The 20,480-nt window shown below is 66.6% G+C and carries 18 protein-coding genes and 1 tRNA gene; 7 read left to right on the top strand and 12 right to left on the bottom strand.

Features of this window, described 5'->3' with window-relative positions; all coding sequences use genetic code 11:
* The 4 genes from AC1RP5_RS08850 to AC1RP5_RS08835 are packed head-to-tail and all read right to left on the bottom strand — an operon-like array spanning nt 1 to nt 4,043.
* Complete coding sequence (locus tag AC1RP5_RS08850) at nt 1–1,218, bottom strand: MFS transporter (protein WP_493110265.1); 1,218 nt, start codon at nt 1,216–1,218, stop codon at nt 1–3.
* 15 nt (nt 1,219–1,233) lie between these two features.
* A complete protein-coding gene (locus tag AC1RP5_RS08845; RefSeq protein WP_493110264.1) occupies nt 1,234–2,397 on the bottom strand; it encodes an MFS transporter in 1,164 nt (387 codons plus the stop codon).
* A 9-nt stretch (nt 2,398–2,406) separates the two neighbouring features.
* Complete coding sequence (yghU, locus tag AC1RP5_RS08840; RefSeq protein ID WP_493110263.1) at nt 2,407–3,291, bottom strand: glutathione-dependent disulfide-bond oxidoreductase; 885 nt, start codon at nt 3,289–3,291, stop codon at nt 2,407–2,409.
* A complete protein-coding gene (locus AC1RP5_RS08835) occupies nt 3,288–4,043 on the bottom strand; it encodes an isocitrate lyase/PEP mutase family protein (protein ID WP_493110262.1) in 756 nt (251 codons plus the stop codon). The genes yghU and AC1RP5_RS08835 overlap by 4 nt, the downstream gene beginning before the upstream one ends.
* A 261-nt stretch (nt 4,044–4,304) precedes the next feature.
* Here AC1RP5_RS08835 and AC1RP5_RS08830 point away from each other — a divergent pair, with 261 nt between their 5' ends.
* Nucleotides 4,305–4,895 (top strand): TetR/AcrR family transcriptional regulator, encoded by a 591-nt coding sequence (locus AC1RP5_RS08830; RefSeq protein ID WP_493110261.1) that lies wholly within the window; start codon nt 4,305–4,307, stop codon nt 4,893–4,895.
* A gap of 76 nt (nt 4,896–4,971) precedes the next feature.
* Here AC1RP5_RS08830 and AC1RP5_RS08825 read toward each other — a convergent pair whose 3' ends face one another.
* The 3 genes from AC1RP5_RS08825 to AC1RP5_RS08815 form a co-directional block, all read right to left on the bottom strand.
* Nucleotides 4,972–8,358: an acetyl-CoA carboxylase family protein gene (locus AC1RP5_RS08825; RefSeq protein ID WP_493113318.1), complete on the bottom strand. Its 3,387-nt coding sequence runs from the start codon at nt 8,356–8,358 to the stop codon at nt 4,972–4,974.
* A gap of 155 nt (nt 8,359–8,513) precedes the next feature.
* Nucleotides 8,514–8,598 (bottom strand) — tRNA-Leu (locus tag AC1RP5_RS08820).
* 41 nt (nt 8,599–8,639) lie between these two features.
* Nucleotides 8,640–9,512, bottom strand: a complete 873-nt coding sequence (locus AC1RP5_RS08815) for a PhzF family phenazine biosynthesis protein (protein ID WP_493110260.1) — start codon at nt 9,510–9,512, stop codon at nt 8,640–8,642.
* Nucleotides 9,513–9,611: 99 nt separating this feature from the next.
* Between AC1RP5_RS08815 and AC1RP5_RS08810 the strand changes: the two genes are divergently transcribed.
* From AC1RP5_RS08810 to AC1RP5_RS08785, 6 genes are all read left to right on the top strand, one after another.
* On the top strand, nt 9,612–11,153 hold the full coding sequence (locus AC1RP5_RS08810) for an AMP-binding protein (protein ID WP_493110259.1): 1,542 nt from the start codon (nt 9,612–9,614) through the stop codon (nt 11,151–11,153).
* A gap of 9 nt (nt 11,154–11,162) precedes the next feature.
* Nucleotides 11,163–11,795: a hypothetical protein gene (locus AC1RP5_RS08805; RefSeq protein WP_493110258.1), complete on the top strand. Its 633-nt coding sequence runs from the start codon at nt 11,163–11,165 to the stop codon at nt 11,793–11,795.
* 26 nt (nt 11,796–11,821) lie between these two features.
* The gene (locus AC1RP5_RS08800; RefSeq protein WP_493110257.1) at nt 11,822–12,781 is read left to right on the top strand and encodes an alpha/beta hydrolase; all 960 of its coding nucleotides are present in this window, start codon (nt 11,822–11,824) and stop codon (nt 12,779–12,781) included.
* A 112-nt stretch (nt 12,782–12,893) separates the two neighbouring features.
* The gene (locus AC1RP5_RS08795) at nt 12,894–13,865 is read left to right on the top strand and encodes a zinc-binding dehydrogenase (RefSeq protein WP_493110256.1); all 972 of its coding nucleotides are present in this window, start codon (nt 12,894–12,896) and stop codon (nt 13,863–13,865) included.
* 205 nt (nt 13,866–14,070) lie between these two features.
* Nucleotides 14,071–15,432, top strand: coding sequence for a metalloprotease TldD (gene tldD, locus AC1RP5_RS08790; RefSeq protein WP_493113316.1), 1,362 nt, complete (start codon nt 14,071–14,073; stop codon nt 15,430–15,432).
* Nucleotides 15,433–15,674: 242 nt separating this feature from the next.
* Nucleotides 15,675–16,103, top strand: coding sequence for a hypothetical protein (locus AC1RP5_RS08785; RefSeq protein ID WP_493110255.1), 429 nt, complete (start codon nt 15,675–15,677; stop codon nt 16,101–16,103).
* A 22-nt stretch (nt 16,104–16,125) separates the two neighbouring features.
* On the opposite strand, the gene AC1RP5_RS08780 is transcribed toward AC1RP5_RS08785, so the two are convergent.
* The 5 genes from AC1RP5_RS08780 to AC1RP5_RS08760 are packed head-to-tail and all read right to left on the bottom strand — an operon-like array spanning nt 16,126 to nt 20,347.
* Nucleotides 16,126–16,530, bottom strand: coding sequence for a DUF1801 domain-containing protein (locus tag AC1RP5_RS08780; RefSeq protein ID WP_493110254.1), 405 nt, complete (start codon nt 16,528–16,530; stop codon nt 16,126–16,128).
* A 14-nt stretch (nt 16,531–16,544) separates the two neighbouring features.
* Entirely contained in the window at nt 16,545–17,531 is a 987-nt protein-coding gene (locus tag AC1RP5_RS08775; protein WP_493110253.1) for a ketopantoate reductase family protein, read from the bottom strand.
* A gap of 1 nt (nt 17,532) precedes the next feature.
* Nucleotides 17,533–18,093 carry a hypothetical protein gene (locus AC1RP5_RS08770; protein WP_493110252.1) on the bottom strand — a complete coding sequence of 187 codons (561 nt, stop codon included), beginning with the start codon at nt 18,091–18,093 and terminating at the stop codon, nt 17,533–17,535.
* Between the two features lie 20 nt (nt 18,094–18,113).
* Nucleotides 18,114–18,968: a VOC family protein gene (locus AC1RP5_RS08765; RefSeq protein WP_493110251.1), complete on the bottom strand. Its 855-nt coding sequence runs from the start codon at nt 18,966–18,968 to the stop codon at nt 18,114–18,116.
* Nucleotides 18,969–18,982: 14 nt separating this feature from the next.
* Entirely contained in the window at nt 18,983–20,347 is a 1,365-nt protein-coding gene (locus tag AC1RP5_RS08760; protein ID WP_493110250.1) for a glutamate--cysteine ligase, read from the bottom strand.
* Nucleotides 20,348–20,480 lie beyond the last annotated feature (133 nt).

The raw sequence follows: 20,480 nt of genomic DNA, 5'->3' as shown, positions 1-20,480 counted from the left end.
CTACGAGGCGGCGGGAACCGGACGGCGGCGGCCCCAGACGATGACGAGGGCCGCCAGCACGTTCACGCCGGCGGCCAGGAACAACGCCGGACCGTAACTGCCGCTGGCATCGCGGATGGCGCCGAACAGCGCGGCCCCTCCGGCCATCGCGAAGCCGATCAATGATCCCGCGATGCCGTAGACGGCGCCGAACGACTCGGCGCCGAATTCGCGGCGCACGATGATCGGGGACAGGGTCGTCATGTTGCCGATCGTCATTCCGTAGGCGACGCTCGCGATCATCAGGCCCGTGGGCCCCGTGAAGATCGCCATGCCGACCAGCGAGGCGGCTGCGACCACCAGCACGAGGCCGGTTGTCAGGCGCATGTCGACATGATCGGAATACTTCGCCAGCAGGATGCGGCCGATGAAGGCCGATACCGCGGCGGCCGACACGGCCAGCGACGCGCCCTGCTCGCCCAGGGTGCCGACCGTCATCGACACGTGGTGACTGAGAAAGCCGATCTGCACCATCATGCCGAGACCGAACGCCACCAGCAGCGTCTGCAGGCGAAAGGTCTTCATCGCGCCGGCGCGCGTCCATTTGGCGGCCGCCCGCGCCTGGGTGGAGGTCGGCTTCACGCCGTCGGGATAGAGGCCCATTTCCTGCGGTCGGCTCTTCAGGACGAAGATCGACAGCGGGATCAGCAGGACCAGCGACATCGCGCCGGCCACGAAGAGCGCGACCTGGAATCCGAAGACCGCGATGCCGCCGAAGAGCAGCGGCGTGCCGACGATCCCGCCGACGCTGGCGCCTAAAAGCGCCATCGAGATGGCCCGACCCTGATGACGCTCGAACCAGGGCGCCAGTCCCGTGCTGATCGTCGTGGTGGAGAGCAGCGAGCGGCCGATGCCCATGACCACCATCAGCGCGAAGACGTGCCACGCCTCGGTGCACCAGGGAACGAGGGCCACCGATCCGCCGAGCACGATGCTGCCGGCCGCGGTGACCGCTCCCGGTCCGTAGCGGACCGTGGCCGTCCCCACGACCATCAGGGCGGCGGCGGTCACGAGGTACGAAACCGTCACCGCGCTCGACACGAGGCTGATGGAGAAATGTCCATCCGCCGACAAAGCGTGGATGTAGACGCCCATGCCGAAGGTCCCGAGCGACCAGCTCACCACCGCCACCAAAAGATAGGCGGCGACCAGCCACCAGCCGTAAAACACCCGCGCCATCCCGACCACGCCCGCCTACGCCGAAGACTTCTTGTTCGCGACATTGATACGCCAGGTCGCGAGCTCGGCGGATATGAAAGCGGCGAACACCAGGGCTGCGCCGATGAGGCCCAGCCGGTGCGGATCGATGAACTGCAAGCCGAAGGCCCCAATCACGCCGCCGATGGCGACACCGAGATAGGAGCCGGAATTGTTGAGGCCCAGCACCACCGGCGCGACCTGCGGCGCCACGCTGACCAGCCGGTGTTGCTGCGGCACCAGATAGCCCCAGGCGCTGCCACCCCAGATCGCGATGGCGATGGCCGCCGTCCACAGATGGGCGCCGGTCCAGGGCAACGACAGGGTGACTACAGTCTGGATCGCCAGCAGCAGGAAGATGACCTTGCGGTTGCCGATCGCGTCGATCAGCCGGCCCGACAGGAAGTTCGCGAGCGTGCCGGCCACGCCCCACAGGACGAGCAGCGCGCCGAGCACCAGCCCGTCGCCCAGGATGACGCGGTCGAAGACCACGGTGAAATACGTGTAGACCGTGAAGATGCCGCTCATGGTCAGCAGCGTCGTGAGCAGGGTGAAGACGATGCGCGAATCGGCCAGCGGCTTCAGGCGCTGCGCGAGACCGATGCGCGGCGGCATCGGCATCTCCGGCAGCATCGTCCGCACGCCGAGGCAGGCCACGGCCGCCAGGCCCGCGACGAAGGCCATGGTCCAGCGCCAGTCGCCGAGATTGCCGATGACGGCGCCGATGGGCGTGCCGAGCGCGGTCGAGCCGCTGAGGCCCGCCGCCACGACCGAGAGCGCGAAGCCTCGCCGTTCCGGCGCGACCAGCAAGGCCGCGACACCGGTCGCCGTGGGCGCAAACATGGCGGCGCTGATGCCAGCGACGACGCGGGTCGCCATCGCGATCCCGTAGGTCGGTGCGAGTGCCGTGCCGAGATTGGCGATCACGAACAGCGCCAGGCTCCAGAACAGCAACGACTTGCGGCGCACGCCCGCCGCCAGCGCCGCGATGGTCGGCGCCAGCAGTGCGTAGGTGACGGCGTAGATGGTGGTCATCTGCCCGGCCGCCTCGATGGACACATCGAAGCTGCGCGAGATCTGGGGCAGCACCCCGGCGATGACGAAACTGTCTGTCCCGAGCGCAAACATGCCCAGGGTCAGGACGAGCAGACGGCGATCCATGGGATGTCCTCAAGCGGCCGGGGCCGCCAGCTTGTCCTGTGTGGCGGTGTCAAAGTCGCTGGCGTCGTGACGCTCGCGCAGTTGCTGCGTGGGGTCGTCGCCCCAGGTGCGGTTGACCATGCGGCCGCGCCGGACGGCAGGACGCGCGGCGATCGTGTCGGCCCAGCGGCGCACGTTTGGATACTCGTGCACCGACAGGAACTCGGCCGATCCCGGGACGCTCGTGCCCTGCACCAGCGTGCCGTACCAGGGGAAGATTGCCATGTCGGCAATGCTGTAACCGTCGCCCGCGATGAAGGCGTTGTCGGCGAGACGGCGATCGAGCACGTCGAGCTGGCGCTTCATCTCCATCGCAAAGCGGTCGATGGCATATTCGAGCTTCACCGGCGCATAGCCGTAGAAATGCGCAAAGCCGCCGCCGAGATAGGGCGTGCTGCCGACCTGCCAGAACAGCCAGTTGAGCACCGTGGTCCGTCCCGCGACGTCCTTCGGCAGGAAGGCGCCGAACTTCTCGGCGAGATAAAGCAGGATCGACCCGGTTTCGAAAACGGTGACCGGCGTCGATCCGCTGCGATCCACCAGCGCGGGGATCTTCGAGTTGGGATTGATCCCGACGAAGCCGCTGCCGAACTGCTCGCCCTTGTTGATGTCGATCAGCCATGCATCGTATTCCGCGCCCGCATGGCCGGCGGCCAGCAGCTCCTCGAGCAGGATCGTCACCTTCGCGCCGTTGGGCGTGCCCAGCGAATAGAGCTGCAGCGGATGCCGGCCGACCGGCAGCTCGGCTTCGTGCGTCGCGCCGGCGAGGGGCCGGTTGATGCTGGCGAACTTGCCGCCGTTCGGCTTGTTCCAGGTCCAGACCTTGCGCGGTGTGTAATCGACGGGCGCGCTCACGACAGCACCTTCGCGGCCAGCGCCTGCAGGCCCTTCATCGCATCGACATAGGGAATGTTGCCGTAGCTGATGCGTGCGACGCCGAGTTCGGCCAGACGTGTGTTGGACGAGACGCCCTGCATCACCATGACATTCAGCGGCACGCTCACTTCCGCCGCGAGCCGCCCGATCAGCGCATCGTCCTTCAGGCCAGGCACGAAGAAGCCGGACGCGCCGGCCGCCGCATAGGCCTTGGCCCGCGCGAGTGCGGTCTCCATGAAGGTGGCGGGATCACCTTCCATGAAGAACGTGTCGGTGCGCGCGTTGATGAAGAGGTCGACCTTCTTCTGCGCGACAACACGAGCGATGGCGGCGATGCGCTCCGCCTGGCGCTCCCCCGGATAGAGACCCGCGCCCTGCACCACCCGGTCCTCGAAGTTGATACCGACGATGCCAAGATCGATCAGCCGCGCGACATTGTCGGCCAGTTCCCCGTCGTCCTCGCTGTAGCCACCCTCGAAGTCGACCGTCACCGGCGCCTCGACCGTGCCGGCGATCCGCGCCGCATTCTGTTCGACGAAGGCCAGCGGAATGCTCTCGCCGTCGCGGAAGCCATTGGCTTCGGCCACTGACCAGCTGCTGGTGGCGATCGCCTTCGCGCCCGCCGCCAGGATCGCCTTGGCGCTGCCCGCGTCCCAGGCATTGTAGAGCACGACCGGCGTGCCCTTCACGTGAAGCGCGTGGAACCGCTTCGCCTTGCCGACCTGATCCATCTTCCTTCTCCGATCCTTGACGATACAGACCTGTCTGTTCCTCAAGTACGAATGCGCACGAGAGGGGTCAAGCGCATCCCGCCGAACCACGTGCTCCGGCGCAGGACTTATGATCATCGGCCGATGAGATTTCTTTTCCGCGATGGGAAAGAAGCCCGGAAAGCCTCCACTATCGGGCTTCCTGCCGCGCTACAGACAGGCCTGTAGCGCGATGGCCGAACGGACATTACGTTGAGGGCGAACGAGACGAACGGGTGAACGATGGCCAAGACCGCGGCGGCGTCCGGTGCGACGCAGGACGTGCGCGACAAGATCCTCGATACGGCGTCGGACCTCTTCTACAAGATGAGCGTGCGCGCGGTGGGCGTCGATCTCGTCGTGGAGAAGGCGGGCGTCGCCAAGACCAGCCTCTACCGCCATTTCGGCACCAAGGACGACCTGGTCGCCGCCTTCCTCGAACGCGCCGACAAGAACTACTGGGCCGGATGGGACGCGGCGGTGCAGCCGCATGAAGGCAATCCCGCCCGACAACTCGAAGCGCTGATGACATGGATCGGCGAGAAGGCGGGCAATCCCTCCTATCGTGGCTGCCCACAGATCAATATCGCCGCCGAGTTCCCCGAACCCGATCATCCGGCGCGGAAAGTGTCACGCCGCAACAAGCGCGAGATGCGCCAGCGCCTGAAGCACATCGCCGAGGGGCTGGGCGTCGCCGATCCGGATCAACTGGCCGGCCAGCTCGCGCTGCTGGTCAATGGCGCCTATGTCAGCACGCTGTTGTTCAAACCGAAGGAAGCCGTGCCGCTGCTGAAGCACGCCGCCAACGCGCTGGTCGCCGCCGCGCGCAAGTAGTCAATCGGCAAGCGCCGGCTTCTCGCGCAGGCGGTTCAGGACACGTAAATGATGGCGGCCTTGGAGCAACACGCCATCACCAGGCGTCGATCATCGGGCGTTTCTTGCCGGTGCGTGCCGGGGCGGGCCGGATGGCGGCCAGCATGTTGACGACCCAGGTCCGCGTCTCCGCCGGGTCGATCACGTCGTCGAGCATGAAATTGGTCGAGCGGTTCAGCGCTTTGCCGGCTTCATAGGCCTGCGCAACCTTGGCCTCGAAGAATTTCAGGCGCTCCTGCGGATCCTCGATGGCCGCGAGTTCGGCGCGAAAGCCCAGCTTGACCTGCCCCTCGATGCCCATCGGCGCGAACTCGCCGGTCGGCCAGGAGACGTAGAAGTATGGCGCGCGGTAGTTGCCGCCGGCCATGGCGCTTTGGCCGAGGCCATAGGCCTTGCGCAGCACGATCGTGAAATAGGGAACGGTCATGTTGCAGCTCGTCAGGAACATGCGGGCGGCATGTCGAACCAGCGCCGTCTTCTCCGCCTCGGGTCCAACCATGATGCCCGGCGTATCGCAGAGATTGACCATGGGGATGTCGTAGGCGTCGCAGAGCTGCATGAACCGCGCGCCCTTGTCGGAACCGTCCGAGTCGACCGCACCGCTGAGATGCTTCGGATCGTTGGCCATCACGCCGACCGTCCGTCCTTCCAGACGGATCAGCGCCGTCACCAGCGTGCGCCCGAAGTCGCGGCGCAGCTCGAGCACCGAGCCCTCGTCGGCCAGCGTGCGAATGACGTCGCGGATCTCGTAAGTGCGCAGCCGGTTCTCCGGCACGATGTGGCGCATCCGTCGCTGGTCCGGCGCCGCCCACTCCTTCAAGGGGCCCTGGAAATAGGCGAGATACCTCTTGGCGACGGCAACGGCTTCGGCTTCATCGGCCACGAGGATGTCGATGACGCCGTTGCGCGTCTGCACCGACATCGGGCCGATCTCCTCCGGCGTGAACACGCCGAGACCGCCGCCCTCGACCATGGCCGGGCCGCCCATGCCGAGCGTGGTATCGGCCGTCGCGATGATCACGTCGCAACAGCCGAGCAGCGACGCATTGCCCGCGAAGCAGCGGCCCGAGACGATGCCGATCATCGGCACGAGAGCCGAGAGCTGGCCGAAATGATGAAACGTATCGAACTGGATGAAGCCGCCATAGTCGTCGTCGCCGGGCCGGCCGCCGCCACCTTCGGCGAACAGCACCAGGGGCATGCGCCCATCCTCGGCGACGTCGAGAATCTTGTCGGTCTTCCAGTGATTGTGAACGCCCTGCGTGCCTGCGAAGACGGTGTAGTCGTAGGCCATCACGGCAACGCCGGTGGCGGGCGCCTCGAACATGTGCCCGTTCATGCGGCCGACGCCCGCGACGAGGCCGTCGGCCGGACTGCGCGCCAGCAGGTCGTCCAGCGTCCGCCGATGCCGCTGCGCGGCGATGAGCAGGGGGCCGTATTCGACGAACGTGCCGGGATCGACCAGGTCGTCGACATTCTCGCGCGCGGTTCGATGGTTGGTCTTGTGCCGGCGCTTCACGGCATCCGGCCGGTTCTCGTCCCGCGTCATCGCCCGACGCGCCAGCACCTCGGCCAGGTCCGGACGGATCGCATCGAGATCCACCTCGTCGCCGCCATCCAGCACCTGCCCCACGACCTCGGATGGTTCGAGAGACAGCAGCAACTGGTCTTCCCAGAGCGTCTCACCGGGCTCGACATGAAGGGCCCGGACGATGCCGCCCGCGCTCGCCTTGATGACGTGTTCCATCTTCATGGCTTCCATCACGGCGACCTCGGCTCCCGCCGGAACGGCGTCCCCGACCGCGACGGCAATCGAGATGACCGTGCCCTGCATCGGTGTGCGAAGCCCGATCATCCCGTCCTGCAGCTCATCCGCGCCCGTAGCGCTGGCGCCTGACGCCGGCCGGTCGCGCGTCGCCTGGCCGTAGGCGAGCACGGAAAGCGGATCGGCCGCGTCGACCTTGGCGCCCGCCCGACTGCCCCGCTTCCTGTCTTCCTTCTCTTCCTTCGCGCTCGCGTAGAGACGCGGATGAACGGTCGCGTCCATCGCGATCAGCGCGGGCGCCCTGGCTCCCACGAAGCCGGTGTCGAATTTGCCGGTCCTCACACTCTCGTCCAGCAGAGCGGCCTGGAGAAAGCCGATGTTGGTCGGCGCGCCCGCGATGTTGAATTCGCAAAGAGCCCGGTAGCCTTTGCCCGTCACATCCTCGACGCGACCGCTGCGGGCAAAAACGATCAGCTTGGCGAGCAGCGAATCGTAGGCCGGATTGGTCGCATAGCCGGCATAGCCATAGCCATCGACGCGAATGTCTGGACCAGACGGCGGCTCGAAGGTGCTCAGGACGCCACCGCCGGGCTTGGCCGACCCATCGGGCTGCATCGTCTCGACGTTGATGCGGAGCTGCATCGCCATGCCGCGTGGGGCCGGTCCTGCACCACCCGAAAGGCCAAGCTCGGCCAGCGTGACGCCGCCCGCAAGCCGGAGCTGCAATTCGACCAGGTCGAGGCCGGTAACCGCTTCCGTCACCGTATGCTCGACCTGTAGACGCGGATTCGCCTCGATGAAGTAGAAGGCACCGCTGGAGCTGTCGACGAGGAACTCGAAGGTGCCAAGGCTGCGGTAGTTCGCGGCGCGCGCGAGCGTCAGGGCCGCGTCCAGCAACTGTTGCCGGACACGCGCATCGAGGTTCGGCGCGGGCGCGAACTCGACGAGCTTCTGCCGCTGACGCTGCAGCGAGCAGTCGCGTTCCCACAGATGCGCGACCTCTGTCCCGTCGCCGATCACCTGCACCTCGATGTGGCGCGCCTGGCGGACGAGTTGCTCGACATAGAGATCACCCGAACCGAAGGCCGTGGTTGCCTCCGACCGGCAACGGGCAAAGGCCTCCTCCAGCTCGCCGGCTGCAAGGACCGGCCGCATGCCGCGACCGCCGCCGCCCGCGACCGCCTTCACCATCACCGCCGCGCCGGCGCCGAGCCCCGTCATGAACGCGCGGGCCTCTTCGAGCGACGTGGGCGCCGCCGTGCCCGGAAGAGTCGGCACGCCAACCTTACGGGCAAGCTGCCTCGCCTGGTCCTTGTCGCCGAACAGTTCCAAGATCTCGGGCGTCGGACCGACAAAGGTGACGCCGGCCTCGGCGCAGGCACGTGCGAAGGCCGCGTTCTCCGACAGGAAGCCGTAGCCGGGATGAATGGCGGTCGCCCCCGCTTCGCTTGCCGCCCGCAGGATGGCGGCTCCGTCGAGATACGCAGCGACGCCGCGACCCGGCAGGGCGATCGCCGTATCGGCCTTCTCGACGTGAAGGCTGGCGCCATCGTCTGCGGGGTAGATCGCGACGCTGCCCATGCCGAGATCGGCTGCCGAGCGGAATATGCGAATGGCAATCTCGCCACGATTGGCGACGAGCAACTTCTGTCCGGTCATCGGGGCGGCGCTCTTGAAAGTGGAGGTGTCATCATCGGCCATACCATAGCCGCCAGCGGCTCTGGCTGCGTTAGACACCTTACAAGCGATGTGGAATTAGGGCGCAATGTTCCGAAGTGCCCGAAAAAGCCAGTCAGCCGGCTTTTTATGCACGATGGTACCCCCGGTCGGGCTCGAACCAACACTCCGTGAGGAACCTGATTTTGAGTCAGGCGCGTCTACCAGTTCCGCCACGGGGGCACACACTCGTGCGCGGCGAATAAAGCCGAAGGGCGCGGCCTTTACAAGTGCTCCCCTGCCGGCGTCACGGCGCCGCCCAGCAGGCAGCCGACCGGCTGCTTGCCGGCAAAGCCGATCCGCACCCGGATCAGGGACGCCCGTCCCATCGCCCGGCCCTGGATGATGCCGATCTCGCGATCGTCGGCGGCGACCAGCCCGGCGCTCAGCAGGCCGAAGGCCAGCGCCGCGCCGGCGATGCCCGTGGCCGCATCCTCCGGATAGCCAGAGGAGCGCGGGAACTGCCGCGCCTCGAACGAACGCGCCTCCTTGTCGACGACCGCATAGGGATAGAGCCCCGTCGAGCCGATCCGGTTACACACCGCCTCGACCGCCGGCATGTCGCTCTTCAGCGCATTGAGCCGGTCCGGATCCTTCACCGGCACGAGCGTCTTCACGCGCGACGTGATCGAATTGTGCAGCGGGACGTCGAGCAGGTCCCGGCGCTCGAGCTTCAGCACGCGCAGGACGTCGGCCTCCTGCTCCGGCGTGAGCGGCGTCACCTTGCCCACAGGCTGGGTGATCTCGACCGAAGGCTGGCCGTCGGCGCCGGTGGTGACGAAGCCCGTCACCGGGCCGCTCAGCGTATCGATCCGCAAGGTCCTGGACGGCAACATGTCGTGCTTGGCCAGCAGCCACAGCGCGCCGATCGTGGCGTGACCGCACATCTCCATCTCGTGGTTGGGCACCCAGAAGCGGAAGGAATAGTCGAAGTCACCATTGCGCGGCGGCAGGACGAACCCGGACTCATGCCCGTGTTGAGCAGCCACCTTCTGCATGTCCTTCGGCTCGAGCGCGCGCGCGTCGACCGCGATCGGGCACGGATTTCCGCCTGCCCCGTCGATGGTGAAGATGTTGACGACCTCTACTGCAGCCATCGGCCCAAACTCCTGATCCTCTGCCTGTAGCACAAAGCCGACGAGCGAAACCGGGTCAACGCTTGCGAGCCGTCTTTTCGTCCGCTCTTATGCCGCGCCATGCATCCTTCCCATCACGCCCGCACCCAGCCCGACAAGCCCGCCTACATCATGGCCGGCAGCGGCCAGACGGTGACCTACCGCCAGCTCGACGAGCAGTCGAACCGCATCGCGCAGCTCTTCCGCTCGCTCGGCCTGAAGGCCGGCGACCATGTCGCGATCTTCCTGGAAAACAATCCCCGCTTCTTCGAGATCTGCTGGGGCGCCCAGCGCTCGGGCCTGATCTATACCGCCATCAGCTCGCGCCTCACCGCCGCCGAGGTCGACTATATCGTGACCGACTGTGGCGCCCGGCTGTTCGTCACCTCGAAGTACCTGGCCGACAAGGCCGCCGAGCTGAAGCCGATGATGAAGGGCGCGCCCCATCGCTACATGGTCGACGGCACGATCGACGGCTACGCCTCCTGGGAGGCCGAGGTCGCGCGCTTTCCCGCGACGCCGGTCGCCGACGAAACGGCCGGCCACGACATGCTCTATTCGTCGGGAACGACGGGACGGCCCAAGGGCGTGATGCCGGTCGTCGAGCCGCAGCCCATCGACTTCGACAATCCGCTGCTGGCGATCACCCGCAAGCTCTATGGCATCAATAGCGACACGGTCTATCTGTCGCCGGCGCCGCTCTATCATGCGGCTCCGCTGCGCTTCAACATGAGCGTGATGCGGCTGGGCGGCACCTCGGTGATCATGGAGAACTTCGACGCCGAGGAATATCTGAAGCTCGTGCCGAAGCATAAGGCCACGCACACGCAGGTCGTGCCGACCATGTTCGTGCGCTTCCTCAAGCTGCCCGAGGACGTGCGCGCGAAGTACGACATGTCCTCGCTGAAGTGCGCGATCCACGCGGCCGCGCCCTGCCCGATCCCGACCAAGGAAGCGATGATCAACTGGTGGGGACCGATCGTCTGGGAATATTACGGCGGCACCGAAGGCAACGGCCTCACCATGTGCAACGCCGCGGAATGGATGGCGCACAAGGGCACGGTCGGGAAAGCCATCGTAGGCAAGCTCAAGATCTGCGACGACGAGGGCAACGAGCTGCCCACCGGCGAATCGGGCACGGTCTATTTCGCCGAGGGCCGCAAGTTCGAGTATCACAACGATCCGAAGAAAACCGCCGAATCGCGCCATCCCAAGGGCTGGAGCACGCTCGGCGACGTGGGCTATGTCGACGCCGACGGTTTCCTGCACCTCACCGACCGCAAGGCGTTCATGATCATCTCCGGCGGGGTGAACATCTACCCGCAGGAATGCGAGAACCTGCTGATCAACCATCCCAAGGTGATGGACTGCGCCGTGTTCGGCGTGCCCAACGCCGACTTCGGCGAGGAAGTGAAGGCGGTCGTGCAGCCGCGCGATATGTCCGAGGCCGGCCCGGCGCTGGCCGAGGAGCTGATCGCCTACTGCAAGCAGCACCTCTCCGCCATCAAGTGCCCGCGCAGCATCGACTTCGAGGCCGAGCTGCCGCGCCATCCCACCGGCAAGCTCTACAAGCGCCTGCTGCGCGATCGTTACTGGCAGGGCCGCACGAGCAAGATCGCCTAGACGCCGCGCATGATTCGCCGCTTCCTGCTCGCGGGCCTCGGCGGTGCCCTGTGCATGGCACCGCTTGCCGCGGCGTGGGCCCAGACCAAAGCCGACGACGCGCCGCCGAACGATCTGGCCGGCCTCCTGCGCAACCTGAAGCGCGCAACCGAGCAGGGCTTGCTGGCGCGCGACGATTTCTACAGCGAGGAGAACCTCAAGAGGGTCACCGGCGGCACGGCTGTCCGCTGGACCAACCAGACCAGCGGCAAGATCGGTGGCCAGATCACCGGCTTCGACACCCTGGCCGAACCGGTGCGGCACAACGGCAAGTCGTTTCCCGGTCTCGAACTGGTCTTCGCGCAGCACGTCGAGGAACGCCTCGGCGACGGCATCTCGACCAAGTGGTCGCTGAGCTTCCTCGGCCGCAGCAGCCCCGAGTTCGGCACGATCGAGGCGATCTTCGGCAAGCAATGGCAGGCCAGCCCGATCCAGCCCACGCCCCACACCGCGCCGCCGCAGCCGCCGACGCGGCCGCACGGCAACGAGCTCATCGAATACGGCGCCACGACGCCATCCTTCGTGTGGAAGGCCACGTTCTATCTCACCGCCGACGCCAGGCTCGACTACGCCTATTTCAGGGTGGCGAGACTGCCGCGATAGGCGGACTTCTTTAACAGGTGAGTGCGATGCCAGAGATCTTGACCGAACATCACCGGATCCCCGGCGGCGATCCCGGCATCACGCTCTACCTCCGCAACCGCAGGCGCGCGGACATCGGGGCGCAGCCACCCTCGCGGACCCTGCTGTTCATCCACGGCGCCACCTATCCGTCGAGCGCGACCTTCGACCTCGAGCTCGACGGCCTGTCCTGGATGAGCTTCATGGCGCAGCGCGGCTTCGACGTCTGGTGCCTCGATCTTCGCGGCCATGGGCATTCGACACGCCCCATCGAAATGTCGCGACCTGCGCAAGAGAATGGCCCGATCGCGCGCGGCGACGCGGCCCAACGAGACATCGCGGCCGCCAGCGCCTTCATCCGCACGGCGCGTGGACTGAAGACGCTGACCATGATGGGCCATTCCTGGGGAACCGCGCTGGTGGGGCGCTTCTCCTCCGACAATCCCGGTCTGGTCGAGACAGTCGTGTTGTTCGCGCCGGTCTGGATCCGGCGCACGCCCAGCCTGGTGCAGGCCGGGCCCGGACCGCTCGGCGCGTGGCGCGGCGTGACGCGTGAGCAATGCCTGCAGCGATGGCTGTCAGGTGTCGGCGAAGGAGAGCGCGAAGCCTTCATCCCGCCGGGCTGGTTCGAGCACTTCGCGGACGTCGCGTTCGCCACCGATCCCGAGGGCGCGGCAATGAACCCGCCGGTCCTGCGGGCGCCGAACGGCGTGGTTCTGGACGGGCTGGAATACTGGAGCGCCGGCCGTCCCTACTACGATCCGTCGAAGATCGCCGCCCGCACCTTGCTGGTCGTGGGCGACCGTGACGCCGATACGCCCCCGTACATGGCCAAGGAACTCCATCCGCTGCTGAAGGCCCCGGGGAGCAAGCTCGTCATCCTGGAGGGCGGCACCCACTCGATGATGATGGAGACGGGCCGCCCTCGCCTGTTCGAGACGGTCCAGACGTTCCTCGAACATCCCTGACCCGCCCGACGAAACGAAATACGTGACCGCCACGGCGCGGGCATAGAGCCCGGGCCTCCTGCCTGCTAAGCAGGACGCCTGAATCATCAAGCCGTTTCCAGGGAGATCCGCCATGAAGGCAGCCGTCGTCACCGACAAGGGCGTCCAGTACACCGACGCCCCGAAGCCCGCGCCCAAGGGCAACGAGATCCTGATCAAGGTGAAGGCCGCGTCGCTCAACCGCGCCGACCTCGCCGTGGCCTCGGGTCATGCGCACGGCCGCATCGGCGGCCCCGGCACCATCGTGGGCCTGGAATGCGCGGGCGAGGTCGAGGCGGTCGGTCCCGACGTGAAGGACTTCAAGCCGGGCGATCGGGTCATGAGCTCGGCCGCCGGCGGCTTCGCCGAATTCGCCCTCACCGATGCCGGCCGCGCCCACAAGATCCCGGCCAACAACATGAGCTACGAGCAGGCCGCCTGCATGCCGGTCGCCGTGCAGACCATGCACAATGCGCTGGTCGGCGCCGGCCGTCTCAAGAAGGGCGAGAGCGTGCTGATCCAGGGCGCCAGCTCGGGCGTCGGCCTGCTCGGCATGCAGATCGCCAAGATCATGGGCGCCTCGGTGGTGCTGGGCAGCTCGACCAACGACGCGCGCCGCGCACGGCTGGCTGAGTTCGGCTGCGATGTCGCCATCGACACGCGCGATCCGAAGTGGCCGGAGAAGGTCAAGGAAGCCACCGGCGGCAAGGGCGTGAACCTGATCGTCGACCAGGTCTCGGGCGGCGTGATGAACCAGAACATGGAAGCCGCCGCCATCCTCGGCCGCATCGTCAATGTCGGCCGGCTGGGCGGCATGAAGGGCGAGTTCAACTTCGACCTGCATGCACTGAAGCGCATCGACTATATCGGCGTCACCTTCCGTACGCGCAGCCCCGAGGAAGTGCGCGATATCGTGCAGGCCGCCCGCAAGGACCTGTGGACGGCCATCGAGGAAGGCAAGCTCAGCCTGCCGATCGACAAGACCTTCCCCCTGTCCGAGGCCGCCGCCGCGCTTGCGCACATGAAGGCCAATGCCCATTTTGGAAAGATCGTGCTGGTAGTTTGAGGCACGCTGTCGTCCTGAGCGCAGCGAAGGACCTCGCGCCTGCCACAAAGTAGGTGTCTCTGGTCGGCATGAGATCCTTCGCTACGCTCAGGATGACAAATTGTTTGGAAGAGGTGCTCCCATGAGCAAGTCGATCAACCATCTCGCCACCGCCGACAGCCTGTTCTTCGGAAAGGGCGGGCTCGACCAGCGCAAGACCGCCAAGATGGTCGACGATGCGCTGGCCGGCACCGACGACGGCGAGCTGTTCCTCGAATATGTCCAGAGCGAGAGCCTGTCCTTCGACGATGGCAAGCTGAAGAGTGCGTCGTTCGACACCTCGCAGGGCTTCGGCCTGCGCGCGGTGGCGGGCGACGTGACCGGCTTCGCCCATGCCTCGGCGCTCGACGAGCAGGCGCTGAAGCGGGCGGCCGAGACGGTGAAGACCGTGCGCGCCGGCCGGGGCGGCAAATCCGACGAGTCGCCGCGCGGCACCAACCACCTGCTCTACGCCGACGACAATCCGATCGACGGCGTGCCCTTCGCCCAGAAGGTCGCGCTGATGCAGGAGATCGACGCCTATGTCCGCGGCAAGGAGCCCAAGGCCCGCCAGGTCTCGGTCTCGCTGTCGGGCTCGTGGCAGGTCGTGGAGATCGTGCGCGCCGGCGGCTGGCGCGCCGCCGACGTGCGCCCGCTGGTGCGGCTGAACGTCAGCGTGGTCTGCGCCGATGGCACCCGCATGGAAGCCGGCGGCACCGGCAGCGGCCGCCGCGCCGCCTATGGCGACATCTTCCTGCCGGGCTACTGGCAGAAGGAAGCCGACGAGGCGATCCGCCAGGCGCTGGTCAATCTCGACTCGGTCGATGCGCCGGCCGGCGAGATGCCGGTCGTGCTGGGCGCCGGCTGGTCGGGCGTGCTGTGGCACGAGGCGGTCGGCCACGGGCTGGAAGGCGACTTCCACCGCAAGAAGACCTCCATGTTCACCCACCTGATGGGCGAGATGGTTGCCTCGCCGGGCGTCACCGTGGTCGACGACGGCACGCTGAACGACCGCCGCGGCTCGCTCACGATTGACGATGAGGGCACGCCGACCCAGCGCAACGTGCTGATCGAGGACGGTCGTCTGGTCGGCCTGATGCAGGACCGCATGAACGCCCGCCTGATGGGCGTTAAGCCGACCGGCAACGGCCGCCGCCAGGGCCACGCCTATTCGCCGATGCCGCGCATGACCAACACCTTCATGCTGGGCGGCGACAAGGATCCGCAAGAGATCATCTCCTCGGTGAAGAAGGGCCTGTACTGCGCCAATTTCGGCGGCGGCCAGGTCGACATCGTGTCGGGCAAGTTCGTGTTCAGCGTGACCGAGGGCTACCTGATCGAGGACGGCAAGCTCGGCCGCCCGGTGAAGGGCGCGACCCTGATCGGCGCCGGCTCCGATGCGCTGACCCGCGTCGGCATGGTCGGCAACGACATGTCGCTGGACCCTGGCATCGGCACCTGCGGCAAAGACGGCCAGGGCGTTCCCGTGGGCGTCGGCCAGCCGACGCTCCGCATCGACGCCCTCACCGTGGGTGGCACCGCCACCTGAGCCAGGCCTCCCTTCACTGTCTGTGTGAAGGGTTGTGCTTCTATTCTCGATGACACCTGTCTCAGCAATCGCCCGCAATCGCGGGCGAATCCGGCGTGCACGGTACACGAGCACCGCAACCGATGTCCGTTAACGGACTCCACGCCCGTTTTGCGGCATTTTGTGTGGACACTCGCCCCACAGTTGTCTTCTGCTAGGGGCGTCTTTCGTGATCCTATAATTCGAACGACGGGGAGGCACTCATGGCTCTACCCCTTGAACTCTGGGAAATGCGCTTTGCCCTGCTGGGCATGCAGAACGCGCTTCGAGGACCTGCAGGTTCCCCGGACGCCTTCAATCGCTTCGCCATCCACCTTTTCGAGCAGGCCGAGAAGCTCGGCCTTCACCTCGGCCCGAGCCCGGCCAAGCGCCGCAGCCAGAAGCTGGCGGTGTCGGCCACTCGCTGGATGATGCAGCCCGACAGGCAGGCGGAGGAGCTGGGACTGGCCATCGAACGCGAGCTGCGCCTGCTCGATGCCGTGATCGACCGCTGCCTGCATCAGGCCCACTGCATGCACCCGCCTTGTGCAAACGGCGCCATTCACCCGAAGAGACCGGCACAGTCGACCGTGCCGCGCCCGGCTTACGAAGAGCCGGAATGGGTCGAGAGGACGCCGCCGCCCCGAGCCTAGGCTCGAACGGGGCCGTCGACCGCTACTGCTTCTTCTTTTTCGCCGCCCGCTCGGCAAGTGCTTCCCTGTTCGCCGCGACGGCGGCGCGGATCAGGGTCTTGAAGGCGGCTTCATTGAGCTTCGCGCCTTCGGGGATGTCGATGGCGCGCCGCACATTGCCCTCGAGGCTGGAATTGAACAGCTTCTTGGGATCCGCGAGTGCCGCGCCGCGCGCAAAGGTGAGCTTCACGACCTGCTTGTAGGTCTCGCCGGTGCAGATGATGCCGTCGCGCTCGAACACCGGCACGCCGCGCCACTTCCACTCCTCGACGATCTCCGGCTCGGCCTCGTGGATCAGCTTGCGGACATGCGCCAGCGTCTCGCCGCGCCAGTCGCCCAGCTCCTTGATGCGCTTGTCGATATTGGCTGAAGCGGCGGACTTGGCCATGTTCGCTCCCGCGATCAGGACTGATAAAGCTTCTTCGATTCGGCGAGGCTGACGCAGATCGATTCGATGGCGTCCAGCGTGGGCGTGTCGATGCCGGCGCTGCGTCCGAAAGCGAGCGGCGCGCGCACGATCGCCTCGACTTCCATCGGCCGGCCGCCCTCGTAGTCCTGCAGAATCGACGGGCGGTGGTCGGGATAGACGCGCTTGGGCCCGTAGCGAACCTCGGGCGAATCGTCGAGCACGACGCCGTTCGCAGTGGCGATGGCCAATGCTTCCGTATGGGCACGGCGGGCCAGACGATTGACCATCGGCGTCGCCTGGATGGTCGTGGGCTGGCGCAGGATCAGGCAGAGCGTCGAGCCGGTGAAGTTGGCCATCAGCTTGTGCCAGATGTCGTAGCGGATGTCGGTCGTCGAGGGCGAGGCGATGCCGGCGGCGATCAGCGTCTCGCGCAGCTTGGTGATGCGCGGCGTCTGGCTGTCGTCGGGCTCGCCGACCCAGAGCACGTTGCGGTCGGGCGAGATGTTGCGCACCACGCCGGGCTCAATCACGTGGTTGGACGAGGTGATGACGCCGCCCAGGGTGCGGTCGAAACCGACCACCTTCTGCAGCGCGCCGCCGGGATCGAGTCGCGACAGGTCGGGCGCCTTGGGCCGGTCCTTGCCGAGCCCGTGGCCGTACCACCAGGGAATGCCGTTCTGCGCGAACACGACCGGCGTGCCGGGGCCCAACAGCGGCGCCACCGTGTCGGCGATCGCCGAGAGACTGGAAGCCTTCAGGGTCGAGATCACCACGTCCTGCGGTCCGAGATCGGCCGGCTTATCGCTGGCCGCGACCTTGGCGACGATCTTCTTGTCGCCGGTCAGGAGCGTGAGGCCGTTGGCTCGGATCGCATCGAGATGGGGCCCGCGCGCCACCACCGAGACTTCGTTGCCGGCGGCCGCGAGGCGCGTCGCATAATTGCCGCCGATCGCGCCGGCGCCGAAAACACAGATACGCATCTTAACTTCTTGTCTCCGCAAATCGCAGCGAGCCGAGGAAACGGTTGGCCGCGGCCTTGGAATCCTCGTCGTTCTTGGCCGTGACCAGCAGGCGATAGAGCCGGTCCTTCACGATGTAGGTGCGCATCATCACCAGCGCGAACTCCTGGTCGGCGATGTCGAGCGCGTAGCCGTCCCAACCCTGCAGGGTCACCGGCTCGTCGAGCACGTACTTGAACTTGGACCGGGGGAAGGCCTTCTCGGCCTCGCCACGCCCCAGCTCGCGCGCCATCTCCTTGCTGTCGCGGGCCGAGAACCAGCCGGGCTCATAGTCGACATAGTCGAAGTCGAACATCTCGCCGTTGCGCTTGGAGGCCCAGGCCACGCGCTCGCCGGCATGCCCCTTCTCCTTCTCGGCAGCCGAGCTCTTAGCGGCCGGCGCCGGCATCTCCAGCCGGAAGCGAAGATCGGAGCCGACCACGGTCTGCCACTCGGCCGGCTGCGCCTGCCCCGGGATAGACAGCGCGACTGTCGGCACCACCGACATCGCCGGAACCGAGAAAACGAACGAACGACGGGTCATGCCAAAACTCTTGAACAAACTCATACGGGAGGCACCAGTTCTTTGCGGCCAGACCAATCCCAGGCCAGCCCCGTGCGCGAGACGCCGAGCAGCACGCCGTGCAGCTCCTTCGGATGGATCCATCCGCCGTCCGGATCGGTGACGGGATCGGAGCCGCGCGGCGTGTAGCGCGCATTGGCATCGAGCAGGCGCTGGCGGACGTTGGGCCAGTCGTGGACCTCGACGTAGCACATGTAGAGCGAGTCGCCGTGCTTGTGGGCGTAGCGGCCCATCGAATGGACGTTGTCGGTGACCTGGCTCAGCTCGATGCGATCGAGACGGTTGGGCGGATCGAACAGGGTCAGCGTGCCGATATAGCCGAAGCGCTCGCTGCCGATCTCGCTGAAGCGCGACGGATCGAGCCCGAACAGGCCGGCATAGACGGCGGCGACGCGACGCCAGTCGCTCATCAGCGTGTTGGTCGTCTCGTAGAGGAACGACACCGGACCCACGCGCGGCCGGTAGGTGCTCTCGGAGATCACGATCGGCAGGCCGAAGGTCGCCTCGGTCGAGAGATAGAGCTGTTCGTTGTCGAGGTCGTAGGGAATGCCGAGACCTTCCCAGCGCTTCACCATGCGGTCGAGATCGGCGGTGCAGTAGCCCGCCGTCATCAGCCCTTCGCCACGCCGGCTCAGGAAATCCTGGGTGAGGCCCGCGCCGTCGGGCTCGCACAGCTCGAACTCGCTCTCGCCAACCGCAAGGATCGTGCGCTTGGCGGAGAGATGGCGGCTATGGTCGTGACGCGACACCTGGCTGCCCAGCAGCAGCCCAAAGCGCTGGGCCGCCTTGGCGGCGTCGTGCACGGCAATCTGGACGCGGTCGCAACGGTCGAGCATGGCCCGACCTTACCTCAGTAGGCGTAGTCGCGGAACAGCGCCGCGAAGGACCCTTTCCATTCGCCGTTCCACTTGGCGAGCAGTTCGTCGGCCGGCGCCTGGCCGCTGGCAACGGCGCGATCGAGCGGCGCCAAGTACATGGTCTCGTCGGCGCCTTCGGCATTGAGTTGCTTGCGGGCACGCAGGCCGGCATGCGCGACCTCGACGACGTCGCGCGCCAGTTCCGACAGGACGCGGCCGCGAAACATGGTCGAGAGACCCGTCTTCGGCGTCTCGGCACGCAGGAAGTCGTGATCGGCGGTGCTCCAGTCCTTCACCAGGTCCCACGCCGCATCGAGCGCGCCCTGGTCGTAGAGCAGGCCGACCCAAAGCGCGGGCAGTGCGTTCAGCGCGCCGAGCGGGCCGGAGTCCGCGCCGCGCATCTCGAGATAGCGCTTCAGGCGCACTTCGGGGAAAGCGGTCGTGATGTGATCGGCCCAGTCGTTGATCGAGGGCAACTCGCCCGGACGCGCCGGCAGCTTGCCCTTCAGGAAATCGCGGAAGCTCTGGCCGGACGCATCGATGTACTTGCCGTCGCGATAGACGAAGTACATCGGCACATCGAGCATGTAGTCGACATAGCGCTCGAAGCCGAATCCGTCCTCGAACACGAAGGGCAGCATGCCGCAGCGGTCGGGATCGGTGTCGGTCCAGATGTGGCTGCGGTAGCTCTTGAAGCCGGCGTCCTTGCCCTCCTTGAAGGGCGAGTTGGCGAACAGCGCCGTGGCGATCGGCTGCAGGGCCAGCGACACGCGGAATTTCTTCACCATGTCGGCTTCGGAATCGAAGTCGAGGTTGGTCTGCACGGTGCAGGTCCGCAGCATCATGTCGATGCCGAGCTTGCCCACCTTGGGCATGTACTCGCGCATGATCTTGTAGCGGCCCTTGGGCATCCAGTGCATGTCCTCGCGCGTCCACTCCGGCGCGAAGCCGAGACCGATGAACGACGCGCCGATCTCGCCGGCGACCTCCTTCACCTCGTCGATATGCTGGCCGTTCTCAGCCGCCGCCTCGTGCAGCGTCTCGAGCGGCGCGCCCGACAGTTCGAACTGGCCGCCCGGCTCCAGCGTGATGCTGGCCTTGCCACGCAACAGCGCGATCGGGTTGTTGCCCTCGATCACCGGCTCCCAGCCGAAGCGCGTCAGCCCCTCGAGCATAGCGCGGATGCCGTCGGGCCCGTCATAGGCCAGCGGCTTCAGCGTCTTGGTGTGGTAGCCGAACTTCTCGTGCTCGGTGCCCATGCGCCACTGCGCACGAGGCTTGTTGCCGGCCGCGAAATATTCAATCAGCTGCCGCCGATTTTCGATCGGCGCGCCGCCGCCCGACGGAGGTGCGGACATACGTTCAACTCTCCCTGATCGCTCCGCGCCTTGTGAAGGCTGAGGGAGCGGCGCAGTCGCATGAGAAATCCTCACGCGAGCCTGCGGCTGGTTCATCCTGTTCGATTCGCTCTGTCCCACATCGCCGGGGGCC

The organism is Reyranella sp. GW821-FHT12G01, from assembly GCF_058806575.1.
Note: the sequence above shows the minus strand (reverse complement) of the source record. Positions and strands in the feature narration are given on the sequence as shown.

Excerpts from the sequence above, each read along its gene's own strand:
- AC1RP5_RS08850 (WP_493110265.1), bottom strand. The coding sequence starts at position 1,218 with ATGGCGCGGGTGTTTTACGGCTGGTGGCTGGTCGCCGCCTATCTTTTG.
- AC1RP5_RS08845 (WP_493110264.1), bottom strand. The coding sequence starts at position 2,397 with ATGGATCGCCGTCTGCTCGTCCTGACCCTGGGCATGTTTGCGCTCGGG.
- AC1RP5_RS08835 (WP_493110262.1), bottom strand. The coding sequence starts at position 4,043 with ATGGATCAGGTCGGCAAGGCGAAGCGGTTCCACGCGCTTCACGTGAAG.
- AC1RP5_RS08830 (WP_493110261.1), top strand. The coding sequence starts at position 4,305 with ATGGCCAAGACCGCGGCGGCGTCCGGTGCGACGCAGGACGTGCGCGAC.
- AC1RP5_RS08825 (WP_493113318.1), bottom strand. The coding sequence starts at position 8,358 with ATGACCGGACAGAAGTTGCTCGTCGCCAATCGTGGCGAGATTGCCATT.
- AC1RP5_RS08815 (WP_493110260.1), bottom strand. The coding sequence starts at position 9,512 with ATGGCTGCAGTAGAGGTCGTCAACATCTTCACCATCGACGGGGCAGGC.
- AC1RP5_RS08810 (WP_493110259.1), top strand. The coding sequence starts at position 9,612 with ATGCATCCTTCCCATCACGCCCGCACCCAGCCCGACAAGCCCGCCTAC.
- AC1RP5_RS08805 (WP_493110258.1), top strand. The coding sequence starts at position 11,163 with ATGATTCGCCGCTTCCTGCTCGCGGGCCTCGGCGGTGCCCTGTGCATG.
- AC1RP5_RS08800 (WP_493110257.1), top strand. The coding sequence starts at position 11,822 with ATGCCAGAGATCTTGACCGAACATCACCGGATCCCCGGCGGCGATCCC.
- AC1RP5_RS08795 (WP_493110256.1), top strand. The coding sequence starts at position 12,894 with ATGAAGGCAGCCGTCGTCACCGACAAGGGCGTCCAGTACACCGACGCC.
- tldD (WP_493113316.1), top strand. The coding sequence starts at position 14,071 with ATGGTCGACGATGCGCTGGCCGGCACCGACGACGGCGAGCTGTTCCTC.
- AC1RP5_RS08785 (WP_493110255.1), top strand. The coding sequence starts at position 15,675 with ATGGCTCTACCCCTTGAACTCTGGGAAATGCGCTTTGCCCTGCTGGGC.
- AC1RP5_RS08780 (WP_493110254.1), bottom strand. The coding sequence starts at position 16,530 with ATGGCCAAGTCCGCCGCTTCAGCCAATATCGACAAGCGCATCAAGGAG.
- AC1RP5_RS08775 (WP_493110253.1), bottom strand. The coding sequence starts at position 17,531 with ATGCGTATCTGTGTTTTCGGCGCCGGCGCGATCGGCGGCAATTATGCG.
- AC1RP5_RS08770 (WP_493110252.1), bottom strand. The coding sequence starts at position 18,093 with ATGACCCGTCGTTCGTTCGTTTTCTCGGTTCCGGCGATGTCGGTGGTG.
- AC1RP5_RS08765 (WP_493110251.1), bottom strand. The coding sequence starts at position 18,968 with ATGCTCGACCGTTGCGACCGCGTCCAGATTGCCGTGCACGACGCCGCC.
- AC1RP5_RS08760 (WP_493110250.1), bottom strand. The coding sequence starts at position 20,347 with ATGTCCGCACCTCCGTCGGGCGGCGGCGCGCCGATCGAAAATCGGCGG.